The sequence below is a fragment of the Pararhizobium qamdonense genome (assembly GCF_029277445.1).
In the GTDB taxonomy this organism is placed as follows: domain Bacteria; phylum Pseudomonadota; class Alphaproteobacteria; order Rhizobiales; family Rhizobiaceae; genus Pararhizobium; species Pararhizobium qamdonense.
The window spans coordinates 1,202,981-1,216,039 of sequence record NZ_CP119566.1 but is presented as its reverse complement, the minus strand read 5'-3'; the positions used below and the strand labels follow the sequence as shown (position 1 = coordinate 1,216,039).

12 protein-coding genes are annotated in these 13,059 nt (G+C 60.4%); 8 read left to right on the top strand and 4 right to left on the bottom strand.

Features of this window, described 5'->3' with window-relative positions:
• Positions 1 to 78: 78 nt before the first annotated feature.
• From PYR65_RS05700 to hemH, 4 genes are all read left to right on the top strand, one after another.
• Entirely contained in the window at positions 79 to 1,530 is a 1,452-nt protein-coding gene (locus tag PYR65_RS05700; RefSeq protein ID WP_276120257.1) for a homospermidine synthase, read from the top strand.
• A gap of 173 nt (positions 1,531 to 1,703) precedes the next feature.
• Positions 1,704 to 2,072, top strand: coding sequence for an outer membrane lipoprotein Omp10 (gene omp10, locus PYR65_RS05695; protein ID WP_060639347.1), 369 nt, complete (start codon positions 1,704 to 1,706; stop codon positions 2,070 to 2,072).
• 241 nt (positions 2,073 to 2,313) lie between these two features.
• On the top strand, positions 2,314 to 4,200 hold the full coding sequence (locus PYR65_RS05690) for a 5'-nucleotidase C-terminal domain-containing protein (RefSeq protein WP_276120256.1): 1,887 nt from the start codon (positions 2,314 to 2,316) through the stop codon (positions 4,198 to 4,200).
• A 135-nt stretch (positions 4,201 to 4,335) separates the two neighbouring features.
• Positions 4,336 to 5,370 carry a ferrochelatase gene (gene hemH / locus PYR65_RS05685; RefSeq protein WP_276120255.1) on the top strand — a complete coding sequence of 345 codons (1,035 nt, stop codon included), beginning with the start codon at positions 4,336 to 4,338 and terminating at the stop codon, positions 5,368 to 5,370.
• Here hemH and queE read toward each other — a convergent pair.
• From queE to queC, 3 genes are read right to left on the bottom strand one after another with little or no spacing between them, the layout of a single operon-like run.
• Entirely contained in the window at positions 5,367 to 6,065 is a 699-nt protein-coding gene (queE, locus tag PYR65_RS05680) for a 7-carboxy-7-deazaguanine synthase QueE (protein ID WP_276120978.1), read from the bottom strand. The two genes, hemH and queE, sit on opposite strands and share 4 nt — an antisense overlap.
• A gap of 38 nt (positions 6,066 to 6,103) precedes the next feature.
• Entirely contained in the window at positions 6,104 to 6,460 is a 357-nt protein-coding gene (gene queD, locus PYR65_RS05675; RefSeq protein ID WP_276120254.1) for a 6-carboxytetrahydropterin synthase QueD, read from the bottom strand.
• Positions 6,460 to 7,170: a 7-cyano-7-deazaguanine synthase QueC gene (queC, locus tag PYR65_RS05670; RefSeq protein WP_276120253.1), complete on the bottom strand. Its 711-nt coding sequence runs from the start codon at positions 7,168 to 7,170 to the stop codon at positions 6,460 to 6,462. Before queC ends, queD begins: the two co-directional genes overlap by 1 nt.
• Before the next feature lie 161 nt (positions 7,171 to 7,331).
• On the opposite strand from queC, the gene PYR65_RS05665 reads away from it, so the two are divergent.
• From PYR65_RS05665 to PYR65_RS05655, 3 genes are all read left to right on the top strand, one after another.
• On the top strand, positions 7,332 to 8,336 hold the full coding sequence (locus PYR65_RS05665) for an SPFH domain-containing protein (RefSeq protein ID WP_276120977.1): 1,005 nt from the start codon (positions 7,332 to 7,334) through the stop codon (positions 8,334 to 8,336).
• Between the two features lie 3 nt (positions 8,337 to 8,339).
• Positions 8,340 to 8,798, top strand: coding sequence for an NfeD family protein (locus tag PYR65_RS05660; protein ID WP_276120252.1), 459 nt, complete (start codon positions 8,340 to 8,342; stop codon positions 8,796 to 8,798).
• Between the two features lie 94 nt (positions 8,799 to 8,892).
• Positions 8,893 to 10,368: an outer membrane beta-barrel protein gene (locus PYR65_RS05655; RefSeq protein ID WP_276120251.1), complete on the top strand. Its 1,476-nt coding sequence runs from the start codon at positions 8,893 to 8,895 to the stop codon at positions 10,366 to 10,368.
• Positions 10,369 to 10,431: 63 nt separating this feature from the next.
• On the opposite strand, the gene galU is transcribed toward PYR65_RS05655, so the two are convergent.
• Entirely contained in the window at positions 10,432 to 11,319 is an 888-nt protein-coding gene (gene galU, locus PYR65_RS05650) for a UTP--glucose-1-phosphate uridylyltransferase GalU (protein WP_060639339.1), read from the bottom strand.
• Between the two features lie 299 nt (positions 11,320 to 11,618).
• On the opposite strand from galU, the gene PYR65_RS05645 reads away from it, so the two are divergent.
• Positions 11,619 to 12,839, top strand: coding sequence for a lytic murein transglycosylase (locus tag PYR65_RS05645; protein ID WP_276120250.1), 1,221 nt, complete (start codon positions 11,619 to 11,621; stop codon positions 12,837 to 12,839).
• Positions 12,840 to 13,059: the final 220 nt, after the last annotated feature.

The window sequence follows — 13,059 nt, the reverse complement described above, 5'->3', positions numbered from 1 at the left end:
TCTAGGGCCTTTCAAGTGAAAGACAGGCATTATATGCCGTTCACACCAGACGAACCCGTCCGCAGGAGACAAAACGAAATGGCAGAAACAACCTACCCGATTCACGGCGAAATCACCGGCCCGATCGTCATGATCGGCTTTGGCTCCATCGGCCGCGGCACCCTGCCCCTGATCGAGCGCCACTTTAAGTTCGACAAGAGCCGGATGGTTGTCATCGACCCGCGCGAAGACGCAGGCGACATGGAAATCCTTGCCAAGCATGGCGTCCGCCACATCAAGGAATATGTCACCAAGGACAACTACAAGGACCTCTTGAAGCCGCTTCTCACCGAAGGCGGCGGCCAGGGCTTCTGCGTCAATCTGTCGGTCGATACCGGCTCGGTCGATCTGATGAAACTCTGCCGCAAGCTCGACGTGCTCTATATCGACACGGTTATCGAGCCTTGGCTGGGCTTCTATTTCGACAAGAACATGAAGAACTCCGAGCGCACCAACTATGCGCTGCGCGAAACCCTGCGCAAGGAAAAGGCCAAGAACCCAGGCGGCGCGACAGCCGTATCCACCTGCGGCGCCAACCCAGGCATGGTCTCCTGGTTCGTCAAGCAGGCTCTGGTGAACCTTGCCAACGATCTCGACATCAAGTTCGACGAGCCCGACCAGCATGACCGCGAAGGCTGGGCCAAGCTGATGAAGAAGACCGGCGTCAAGGGCATTCATATTGCCGAGCGCGATACGCAGCTGACCAAGAACCCTAAGCCGCTCAACGTCTTCTGGAACACCTGGTCGGTCGAAGGCTTCATTTCCGAAGGCCTGCAGCCTGCCGAACTCGGCTGGGGCACGCACGAAAACTGGATGCCGAAGAACGCCAAGAAGCACAAGAAGGGCTGCCAGGCGGCCATCTATCTGGAACAGCCGGGCGCCAACACCCGCGTCCGCACCTGGTGCCCGACGCCCGGCCCGCAATATGGCTTCCTCGTCACCCACAACGAGTCGATTTCGATCGCCGACTATTTCACGGTGAAGGACAAGGACGGCGACGTGACGTTCCGCCCGACCTGCCATTACGCCTATCATCCGGCCAATGACGCCGTCCTGTCGCTGCATGAAATGTTCGGCAATGGCGGCAACGCCCAGCCGGTCCACCACGTTCTCGACGAGCATGAGCTGGTCGATGGCATCGACGAACTCGGCGTGCTGCTCTATGGCCACGACAAGAACGCCTACTGGTTCGGTTCGCGCCTGTCGCTGGAAGAAACCCGCCGCATCGCGCCGTATCAGAACGCGACCGGCCTGCAGGTAACCTCGGCCGTTCTCTCGGGTATGGTCTGGGCGCTGGAAAACCCGAATGCCGGTATCGTCGAAGCCGACGAGATCGACTACAAGCGTTGCCTCGAAGTGCAGACACCGTATCTCGGCCCGGTTGAAGGCCATTATACCGACTGGACCCCGCTCGACGGCCGTCCGGGCCTGTTCCCGGAAGATCTCGACACCAAGGATCCCTGGCAGTTCAAGAACATTCTCGTTCGCTGAACTGACTGATAAGGCTTGAATATTGAACGCCCGGGGAACGATCTCCGGGCGTTTTCGTTATGGACCGAATAATACCTGCCGTGCTCATGCCGCACTCTTGCATTCAACTCCTGATCACGGCATGGTTTTTTCAATCGATAGACAGCTTACCGCGCAGCCTCCGGGAGACCCTTATGAAGCCGATCGCCATCCTGACAGTTCTGTCCGCCGTAGCTCTGGCCTCCTGCCAGGGGACGCGCGAAGTGCGGGAACTGCCGCAAAGCCGCCAGATGGCGCCCGTTGGCGTCCAGGGCGCCTGGGTTGATCCCAACGGGGTCGTCTCCACCTTTGCAGGCGGAACCTTCAGCACGCGCACGACCGACACGAACCAGGAAATCGCATCCGGCACCTATACCAATCTGTCGCCACAACTGGTTGAGATCAACATGTATTCGGTGCTGCGAAAGACCCAGTCCAAGGTCAATTGCGCCATGGTGACGACCTCGCAGCTCAACTGCACCACCGATTCCGGCGCGCAGTTCTCGCTATCGCGCAAGGCCTGAGCTAACGCGTTTTTGCGATGTCGATTATCAAAACCCTTCGGGCCACACGCCCGGAGGGTTTTTCTTTTTACCTGTCATCCTTTGGCAACCTTCGATTTTAACCTTGCTGCAATGCAACAAAGGGATAAGGCGATTTAGGGCTTGAAGTCACCAAGGCCAAGTGAAACCATCCGCTCCGACCCAACTGTCACAGCCGTCCTCTACGATACCGACCACAAACGCCAGAACAGGAGACATTCCCTTGATCAGACAATTGCGAACCGGGCTGCTGACAGCCTCCATCCTTGCACTTTCATCCGGGGCCGCCTTCGCCGATTATGAATTGAACATCCTGCATATCAACGATTTCCATTCGCGCATCGAGTCGATCAACAAATACGATTCCACCTGCTCGGCCGAGGAAGAGGGCAAGAATGAATGCTTCGGCGGCGTCGCCCGCCTGAAGACGGCCATTGACCAGAAGCGCCAGGAATTGACTGGCAAGAACGTGCTGCTGCTCAACGGCGGCGACAATTTCCAGGGCTCGCTGTTCTACACCACCTACAAGGGCGCGGCAGAAGCGGAATTCCTCAACCTGATGAAATTCGACGCCTTGACCGTCGGCAACCACGAATTCGACGATGGTGAAGATGGTCTCGCCACGTTCCTCGACAAGGTCACCTTCCCGGTCATCTCTTCCAATGTCCTGGCCGGCTACAAGTCCAAGCTGGTTGATCGCATCAAGCCTTCCGTGGTGCTCGATGTCGGCGGCCAGAAGATCGGCATTGTCGGCGCGGTCACCAATGACACGACCGAAATCTCCTCGCCGGGCGAAAATATTCTGATCGGCATCGACGTCGATACGATCTCCGCCGCCGTGCAGGACCTGAAGAAACAGGGCGTCAACAAGATCATCGCGCTCACCCATATCGGCTATCCGCGCGAGCTTGCGGTGATTGCGAAAATCCCCGATATCGACGTGGTCGTCGGCGGCCATTCGCACAGCCTCCTGTCCAACACCGACGCAAAGGCCGAAGGTCCGTATCCGTCGCTGGCCGACAATCCCGGTGGCTACAAGGTGCCGGTCGTGCAGGCCGGCTCCTACAGCAAATATCTCGGCGACCTCGTCGTCACCTTCGATGATAATGGTGTCGTCAAGTCCGCCAAGGGCGATCCGATCCTGATCGATTCCAAATTCAAGCCCGACGAGGCCGTCGTGGCCCGCGTCAAGGAAATGGCAAAGCCGATCGACGAGCTAAAGGCCAAGATCATTGGCAAGACGGACGCTGCGATCGACGGCAGCCGCGATTCCTGCCGCACCAAGGAATGCGAAATGGGCGACCTGGTGGCCGATGCCATGCTCGACCGCGTCAAGGGTCAGGGCGTGACCATCGCCATCACCAATGGTGGCGGCTTGCGTGCCTCCATCGATGCCGGTGATGTCTCGATGGGCGAAGCCATCGCCGTCCTGCCGTTCCAGAACACGGTTGCCACCTTGCAGATCAAGGGCGCCGACATCAGCGCCGCACTGGAAAACGGCCTGAGCCAGATCGAACAATTCGGCGGCCGCTTCCCGCAGGTGGCCGGCATGAAGTTCTCCTTCGACAAATCCCGCCCCGTCGGCAGCCGTCTCTCCGTCGTCGAGGTCAAGGAAGGCGAAGCCTATGTGCCGCTTGATGCGGGCAAGACCTACAATGTCGTCACCAACAATTTCATGCGCAATGGCGGCGATGGTTACAGCGTCTTCAAGACCAAGGGGGAAAATGCCTATGACTACGGTCCAGGGCTCGAGACGGTTCTTGCCGACTACCTGACGGCCAACAATCCCTACAAGCCGACGACCGACGGCCGCATCACCGAAATCGCTGCAGCAACCCCGGCCGAGCCTTCGACGCAGACCAGCACCGACCCGGCCGTGACTACCGATGCAAAGCCTGCAACAGCGGAAACCGCGACACCGGAAACCAAGCCGGCAACCCCAGCGGCCACCGAAACCAAGCACGTCATCGTCAGGGGCGATACGCTCTGGGATCTGGCCAAGGCCGTCTACGGCAACGGCGAATTGTGGAAGACCATTGCCAGCGCCAACGGCAACCCGGCCCCACGGCATCTGGAAATCGGCAAGGAGCTGACGATCCCCGCCAGGTGATAGGTAAGACAATATGTCTCTTGCCAATCGGCCGGTCCGGGGTTCCCCGGGCCGGTTTTTCTTTTTAAGAACGGCATGAACCGCAGACGCCGCTTACCGTATAAGAGACGCCGCCCCGACAATGCAGGATATGCCATGACCGCCGCCATTCAGACGACCGTTCCGAACCATCCCCCCGTCAAGTTCGGCAAGGTGGGTGTGCTGCTGGTCAATCTCGGCACGCCGGATGGCACCGACAAGGTGTCGATGCGCCGGTATCTCAAGGAATTCCTGATGGACCGGCGGGTGATCGAGTGGTCGCCGTTCTTCTGGTATCCGATCCTGTTCGGCATCGTGCTCAACACCCGGCCCGCCAAGGTCGGCAAGGCCTACGAGACGATCTGGAACAAGGATCTGAACGAGAGCTACCTGCGCACCTATACCCGCAACCAGGCCGAGATCATGGCCCGGTCCTTTGCAGGCCTGCCCAATGTCCGCGTCGATTGGGCCATGCGCTACGGCCAGCCGTCGATCCGCTCGAAGATGGACGAACTGCAGAAGGACGGCTGCGAAAAGATCCTCGTCTTCCCGCTCTATCCGCAATATGCGGCCGCAACGACCGCAACCGTCAACGACGAGGCCTTCAAGGCGCTGTTGAAGATGCGCTGGCAGCCGGCGCTGCGCACCGTTGCGCCCTATCATGACGACCCGGTCTATATCGAGGCACTGGCCAATTCGATCACCCAGCATCTTGCCACGCTCGACTGGGAGCCGGAGGTGGTGCTGACCTCCTTCCACGGCATCCCGAAATCCTATTTCATGAAGGGCGATCCCTACCATTGCCAGTGCTACAAGACCGCGCGGCTGGTGCGCGAAAAGCTTGGCTGGTCCAAGGAGAAACTGCAGGTCACCTTCCAGTCCCGCTTCGGGCCGGAGGAATGGCTGCAGCCCTACACCGATAAGACGGTGGAAAAGCTCGGCCAGGACGGCGTCAAGCGCATTGCCGTCATCAATCCCGGCTTCGTATCCGATTGTCTCGAGACCCTGGAAGAAATCGCCGTGGAAGCGGCTGAAACCTTCCACCATGCCGGCGGCGAAAAATTCACCCACATTCCCTGCCTGAACGACAGCGAGGGCGGCATGACCGTGCTCGAACATGTGGTGCGCCGGGAATTGATGGGCTGGGCCTAAACCCCGCGCCTGTTGCCCCACAGGAGCACATGCAGCTGGGGAAGCACACGGGCGGTAAACCAGCGATCCTGCGTCACTGTTTCGACCAGCCAGCGCATGCGGTCTGCAATCCCGTCCATGTCAATGCCGGCATCGACCTCGCCGCGGTCTGGCGGCATGTGGTTGCCCGGCTGCAGATAGACCGGCAAATGCGGGTGGCGCGCCGCCACGTCACGGGCATAGGCATAGTCGGCCGCGTCGAAGACGACGATCTTCAGCACCGTTTGCGGCCGCGCACCGGCAGCCTCAAGACAGTTTGCCAGCTGTGCCCAGTCCGTCGCCATGCCGCTGGATGGCGGCTTGGGGCTGAGCACCAGAACGTCGAGATCGGCAAACCAGTCCTTCGAGACGGACCCTTGGGTTTCCAGCGCGAAGCGGTAGCCATCCCGGTGCCCGAGGCGGATCAGCTCCCCCAACGGCTGGATCGCCGGATTGCCACCCGACAACGAGACGGTGAGCGGCACGCCGCCTGACAGCCGCTTCACCTCCTCCCACACCGCCTGCGGCGTCATCGGCGTCCAATCGTCACGATAACGGCTGTCGACGGCATGCAGGCTATCGCACCACGGGCAGCGGTAATCACAGCCGCCCGTGCGCACGAAAACGGTCGGCAGGCCGATCAGGACGCCCTCGCCCTGGATTGTCGGGCCGAACATCTCCGAAACACGAATGGTGCCGGTTCCTGAGGTCCCCGTCACGGCCGGTATTCCGCCCAGGTCTTGGGCGTCTCACTGACTTTCACCGAGGCCGTTTCCGGCAGATGCGACTTGCACCAGTCATAGAAATGACGCGCCAGGCATTCCGCCGTCACCCGGTCATGGCCCAACACATCATTGAGATGCCGGTGATCGAAGGTTTCGTCGATATAGCGCTTAAGCGGCGAAAGTTCGTGATAGTCGCGCACGAAGCCGTGTTTGTTCAACTCTTCGGCTGCAAGCTCCACCACGACGATATAATTATGCCCATGCAGCCGCGCGCATTGATGGTCTGCAGGCAGGCTGGTGAGCTGATGCGAGGCGGAGAAATGGAATTCCTTGCTGATACGGAACATCACTTCACCTCCGTAGCGGCAAAGCCGCCGGTGGCCGAGAGCCAGAAATCCGCATCCTCATAGTCGGTCGGATCGGCAATGGCTGCCAGGTGAAAGGCCTCGCGCCGCTCGACGCAGGTTCCGCATCGCCCGCAATGCCGCATCCCGCCCTTGTAGCAGGACCAGGTCTCTTCAAACGGTGTGCCGTGCCTCGCACCATCCGTGACGATATCGGCCTTCGAACCGTTTACATAAGGCGCATGCAGGGTGACGTCGGCATAACCCTGCGTCGCGTGGTTCTGCATGGCCTGGAACGCATCGATGAAACCGGGGCGGCAATCGGGATAGATGAAATGATCGCCGCCATGCACGGCGGTTGCCACCGCATCCGCCTTCTGCGCGGCGGCAACCCCGAAGGCGATCGCCAGCATGATGGCGTTGCGGTTGGGCACAACCGTCGCCTTCATGGTGTCCTCGGCATAATGGCCGTCGGGAACGGCGATATCATCGGTGAGCGCCGACCCCGTCAGATGCGCGCCGATCGCGCGGATATCGATGATATGATGCGGCACGTTCAAACGCACGGCACAGGCGGCGGCAAAATCCAGCTCCTTTTTGTGGCGCTGGCCATAGTCGAAGGAGAGAAGCGCTAAAAGCGTATTTTCGGCTGCCACCTTGTGGGCAAGCGAAACGGAATCCAATCCGCCGGAGCAGATCACGATGGTTTTCATAGTTTAGTCCTTGTTTTGACCGGGTAGGCTGCGACCGGTAAGCGAATGGGCGCTCTTTAAGGCAAACAACCCGTCTTGTGAATGGGGAAATCCGCTGGCTTCTTGCCGCTGGTTGCGTAAAGTGCGGCGAAACAAACATTTAAGGGAGAAACCGGATGCCTTTGGCCGGACTGGACATCGTCGTCATCGCCTTCGTGGTACTCGTCATCCTCGTGCTGTTTGCCGGCATCAAGACGGTGCCGCAGGGGTTTCGCTACACGGTGGAACGTTTCGGCCGCTATACCAGAACGCTTGAGCCCGGCCTCAACATCATCATCCCGTTCATCGACAAGATCGGCGCCCGGATGAACGTCATGGAACAGGTGCTCGACGTCCCCACCCAGGAAGTCATCACCCGCGACAATGCCAGCTGCGCTGCCGATGCCGTCGCCTTCTATCAGGTGCTGAACGCCGCCGAGGCCGCCTATCAGGTCTCCGATCTGCAGAGCGCCATCCTCAACCTGACGATGACGAATATCCGCTCGGTCATGGGCTCGATGGACCTCGACGAACTCCTGTCCAACCGCGAAATCATCAACGACAAGCTGCTGCATGTGGTCGATGAAGCCGTTGGCCCCTGGGGCATCAAGGTGACCCGCGTCGAGATCAAGGACATCCAGCCGCCGAAGGATCTCGTCGATGCCATGGCGCGCCAGATGAAGGCCGAGCGCGAAAAGCGCGCCCAGGTCCTGGAAGCCGAAGGCTCGCGCAACGCCCAGATCCTGCGCGCCGAAGGTGCCAAGCAATCGGCCATCCTGCAGGCCGAAGGCCAGCGCGAAGCTGCCTTCCGCGATGCTGAAGCGCGCGAGCGCCTGGCCGAGGCCGAAGCCAAGGCGACGAGAATGGTCTCGGAAGCCATCGCCGCCGGCGACGTGCAGGCGATCAACTACTTCGTCGCCCAGAAATATACCGAAGCCATGGCTGCGATCGGCACCGCGCCCAATTCGAAGATCGTGCTGATGCCGATGGAAGCCTCCTCGCTGATCGGCTCGCTCGGCGGCATCGGCGCAATTGCCCGTGAAGTCTTCGGCAATGGCGGAGGCGACGCACCCTCACCCACGCGCCAGCCCTTGCCGCGCACGGTTCCGGTCCGCAATCCCTTCGACACGGCCAAGCGGGAAGGCTGACCGATGATCGAGCGCGTCATCCTCGAACTTGGCCCCTGGAGCTGGTGGGTGCTGGGCCTCGTCCTTCTCGCCGCCGAAGTCGTGGCGCCCGGCGTCTTTCTTGTCTGGATCGGCATCGCGGCCCTCATCACCGGCGCGCTCTCGCTTTTGTTCTGGGACGCCGGTTTCTGGGTCTGGCAGGCACAGCTGGTATTCTTCGCGGTCCTGTCCGTCGCAGCCGCCCTCATCGGCCGCCGGCTGCTCGCCCGCTCGGGCGATACGTCGGACGAGCCGCTGCTCAATCAGCGCGGCGCGAGCCTGATCGGCCGCACCGCCGTGCTGGAACAGCCGATCGCCGAGGGACGCGGCCGCATCCGGCTCGACGACACCACCTGGACCGTCAACGGTCCGGACCTGCCTGCGGGCACCCGCGTCAAGGTCATCGGCAGCAATGGCGGCCGGTTGACCGTCGAAAGCGCCTGAAAAGAAAGCCGAATGCCATTTCGGAAAGGAATAGTTAACCACATCCGTTTACGGTTGCTCAACACTGGTAAACGGATTTCCGGGCATTCGGCAGATGACGCCTTTCTATCCACGCACGAAGAGGACGACCCTCGCGCGCCCGGCGGCCACTGCGGCCTGGCTGATGGCGAACTGCGCCCTGTTTCTGCCAAACGCCGTTTCCGCCCAGGCCCTGCTTCCCGGCGCAAATGCCACCGCCGCAACCGGTACCACTACACAGATTCCGACAGCGGCTGCATCCCCCGGCATAGAGCCTGCCGATACCGACGCAATCACCACGAACTCCATCAGCACAGACGCCGGCGAACCGTTGCTCAACGACCCCACGGTCGATGAGGATATGGCCCGCACCAACCTGCGCGAAAACACCGTCGATGGCCTGAGAGCCCAGCTTGATATCGACCGTAACGATGCGCAGGGCATCCGGTTTGGCAGTTTCGTGCTGAAGCCGACGCTCGGCCAGACCTATAATTTTGAAAGCAACAAGACCGGCAGTTCCAAGGAGAACCGCAGCTATCTCGAGACCGGCCTGAAGGGCACGCTCACCTCCGACTGGTCCCGCCATCAGCTGACGGTGACCGGCGAAGGCACCTGGCAGCGCAATGTCTCCGGCACCGGGGAAACGGAACCGACCGCCGATATCGAGGCAGCACTTCGGCTCGATCTTTCCGAACAGACGACCGCGACGCTGAAGGCCGGCTATCATTTCGAGCGCGAGGATTCGACCGATCCGAATGCGATCACCAATGCAAGCGTCCAGTCCGGCATCGACCAATATACGCTGGGTGCCGGCATCGAGCGCGATTTCGGCATCCTGCGCGGCTCGGCCAAGATCGATTTTGACCGCTACGTTTATGGCGACGCCGAACTCAACAATGGCGGTTCGCTGTCGCTGAAGGACCGAAACCGCAATGCGGGTGCCGTCACCGTGCGTGTCGGCTACGAGCTTTCGCCGGCCCTCATTCCGTTCATCGAGGCATCGGCAGGAAAATCGATTTACGACCTGCGCAGGGACACGCTGGGGTTCGAACGCTCCTACAACAGTTACGGCGCCCGCGCCGGTGTCGAGGCTGATCTGGGTGAAAAGCTGAATGGCGAGATCGCGCTCGGCTATCAGACCTACCGTTTCGACGATAACCGGCTCGATGACCTGAGGGGCTTCACTGTCGATGGCACGATCAACTGGTCACCACAGCGCGGCACCGACGTGGCCTATGGCATTTCCACCGGCCTGGAACCATCGACAACCGCAGGCGAAAGCGGCGCCATGGTCTATACCCTGAGCAGCCGGGTGACCCACGAGTTGCGCAGCGCTCTCGTGGCGCGGCTTTCCAATAGCCTGACCCTGCGCAATTTCCCCAGCGGCAGTTCGCAGGACGAAAAAGTCTGGGCTGCAGGTGCAGGCCTCACCTGGGACCTCAACCGCTATCTGGCCCTCACCGGCGATGTGAGCTACGAGCGCACGACACGCGAAACCGGCCCGTCCACCAATGTCGCCCGCGTCGGCGTTGGGCTGACTCTGCGCCGCTGATCCAAAAACGAAAAAGCCCGCCGGCCATTCCGCCAGCGGGCACTTTCATGTGTCGAAAATCGGTTATTTCAGGCCTTGCAGCAAAGCCTTCAAAGGCGCTTCCACGCCCGGCCGGATATCGCCGCGCGCCAGCGCGAAGGCGACGTTTGCCAGGATGAAACCTTCCTTCATGCCGCAGTCATAGGTGTTGCCGCGGAAATGGTACCCGGCAAAATCTTGGCTCTGGGCAAGCTTCAGCATGCCGTCGGTCAGCTGGATTTCGTTGCCCGCGCCGCGCTCTTGAGTGGCGAGGATGGAGAAGATTTCCGGCTGCAGGATGTAACGGCCGTTGATGAAGAAGTTCGACGGTGCGGTGCCCTGCGGCGGCTTTTCGACCATCTTGGTGATCTTGAAGCCGTCGCCGACCTTATCGCCCGCGCCGACGATGCCGTATTTATGGGTCTGGTCGGGGGCGCATTCTTCAACCGCGATAACGTTGCCGCCGCTCTGCTCATAAAGCTCGACCATGCCTTTCAGGCAGCCCTTTTCGGCCTGCATGATCATGTCGGGCAGGAGCAGCGCAAAGGGCTCGTCGCCGACCAGTTCGCGGGCACACCAGACGGCGTGGCCAAGCCCGAGCGGCGATTGCTGGCGGGTAAAGCTGGTGCTACCCGCAACCGGCAAGATGCTTTCCAGAAGCGTCAGTTCCGCCGTCTTGTTGCGCTCGCGCAGCGTCTGTTCCAGCTCGACCTGGATGTCGAAATAGTCCTCGATCACGTGCTTGCTGCGGCCCGTGACGAAGATCAAGTGTTCGATCCCCGCATTCAACGCCTCGTCCACGACATATTGGATCACCGGCCTGTCGACGACGGTCAGCATCTCCTTCGGAACGGCTTTGGTCGCCGGCAGGAATCGGGTCCCAAGGCCAGCGACGGGGAACACGGCTTTACGAACTTTGCGCTTGTCAGTCATTGACATCTCCAGGATCACAGCAGCGGGATTTAAATCGGTTGGGGCATGTATCAATAGGCAATAAACGTAAAATTGCTATTTTTTTGCAAAGGAAGACCTTACCAACCATTCATGGTAAAGAATTTGTTGACTTCATTTTCGTAAGATTTCGGTTCTGGCGGTTGCCTCCTGGGCTGAACGGCCTGAAAATGGAACCACATGCATCTACCATGCATGAAGCTGGCTCTAAGACTGTAAATTTGCGCACCGCCGGTCATCCCTGATCGCAGCAGAGCGCCGACCAACGGAAACGACAGCTGATGACAAAGACCCGACACACCCTCCTTCGCTGTGCTGCTGCCGCATTCATGACAGCCGCAGCCCTGTTTTCCCCGGCAACAGCCTCGGCTGACGCGGGTTTCGAGACCTGGATCAACAGCTTCTATGCGACCGCTTCCCAGAGCGGCATCAGCAAGGCGACCTACCAAAAGGCCTTTGCCGGCGTGAAAACGCCCGATCCCGACGTGTTGCAGAAGGCAGCCTATCAGCCCGAGTTCAAGCACAAGATCTGGGAATACATCGACAGCCGCGTCAATCCCTACACCCGTAAGGTCGGGCAGGAAATGTCGGCCAAGCACGCCCGCACGCTTGCAGCCCTCGAGCGCCATTTCGGCGTCGACAGGAACGTGCTCCTGGCCATCTGGTCGATGGAATCCAATTATGGTGCCGTCTTAGAAAAGGACGATCGCCTGCATTACGTGCCGCGCGCGCTCGCCACGCTTGCCTATGCCGACCCCAAACGGTCGAAATATGCCAAGACGCAGCTGATCGCCGCCTTAAAGATCCTGCAGAACGGCGATGTGACGCCGCGCGAGCTGAACGGCTCCTGGGCCGGCGCTATGGGCCATACGCAGTTCATTCCGACAAGCTACCTGCTCTACGCCGTTGATGCCGATGGCAATGGCCACAAGGACATCTGGAACTCGATACCGGACGCACTCGCGACCGCAGCCAACCTGTTGAAGAAGAACGGCTGGCAAACGGGGCAGACCTGGGGTTACGAAGTATCGCCGCCGCGCAACGGCAGCCAGTATGACGGCCAGACGAAAACGGTTTCCCAATGGGCAGCGCTTGGCTTCACCCGGCCGAACGGCAAGGCCTTCCGCAACGGCGACACGCGTGCCGTGCTGAAAATGCCTGGCGGTCCCGGCAGCCCCGGCTTCCTGATGACCAAGAACTTCTTCGTCATCAAGCGCTACAATGCCTCGGATTCCTATGCCCTCGGCGTTGGTCTTCTGGCCGATGAGATCGCCGGCTATGGCGGCATGCAGCAGGCCTGGAGCCGTCCGGACGGTTCGCTCGACATCAAGCAGAAGTTCGAACTGCAATCGCGCCTGAAGGAACTCGGCTATTACGACGGCGAAGTCGATGGCAATTTCGGCTCCGGCTCCAAGGCCGCCATCCAGGCTTTCCAGAACCGCAACGGCTTGTCTCCCGATGGCGAGCCAACCCAGCACCTGTTGAAGGCGCTGCGCAAATAGTTTGGATCGCGGGCGCCCGCAATTGTGGCGCAATCCGGATGCATCGTTCCTGCAACGCCTTGTCGAAAGAGAGGCGTTGCATCTTTGCGTAGAGACATTTTTGAACGCCGGCCGAAACCTCGGCCGGAAACAGTGCGGAACAGGTGCATGAGCGGCAGACATAGCAGCAACGGCCTTCACCGGCTGTTCAACGGCCTGATCGTCGTCGCGATCAGCCTGT

What these genes read in the sequence shown, in the direction of transcription:
- omp10 (WP_060639347.1), top strand. Translation starts at nt 1,704, where the DNA reads ATGAAGCCGATCGCCATCCTGACAGTTCTGTCCGCCGTAGCTCTGGCC.
- PYR65_RS05655 (WP_276120251.1), top strand. Translation starts at nt 8,893, where the DNA reads ATGACGCCTTTCTATCCACGCACGAAGAGGACGACCCTCGCGCGCCCG.
- galU (WP_060639339.1), bottom strand. Translation starts at nt 11,319, where the DNA reads ATGACTGACAAGCGCAAAGTTCGTAAAGCCGTGTTCCCCGTCGCTGGC.
- PYR65_RS05660 (WP_276120252.1), top strand. Translation starts at nt 8,340, where the DNA reads ATGATCGAGCGCGTCATCCTCGAACTTGGCCCCTGGAGCTGGTGGGTG.
- PYR65_RS05645 (WP_276120250.1), top strand. Translation starts at nt 11,619, where the DNA reads ATGACAAAGACCCGACACACCCTCCTTCGCTGTGCTGCTGCCGCATTC.
- hemH (WP_276120255.1), top strand. Translation starts at nt 4,336, where the DNA reads ATGACCGCCGCCATTCAGACGACCGTTCCGAACCATCCCCCCGTCAAG.
- PYR65_RS05700 (WP_276120257.1), top strand. Translation starts at nt 79, where the DNA reads ATGGCAGAAACAACCTACCCGATTCACGGCGAAATCACCGGCCCGATC.
- queD (WP_276120254.1), bottom strand. Translation starts at nt 6,460, where the DNA reads ATGTTCCGTATCAGCAAGGAATTCCATTTCTCCGCCTCGCATCAGCTC.
- queC (WP_276120253.1), bottom strand. Translation starts at nt 7,170, where the DNA reads ATGAAAACCATCGTGATCTGCTCCGGCGGATTGGATTCCGTTTCGCTT.
- queE (WP_276120978.1), bottom strand. Translation starts at nt 6,065, where the DNA reads ATGTTCGGCCCGACAATCCAGGGCGAGGGCGTCCTGATCGGCCTGCCG.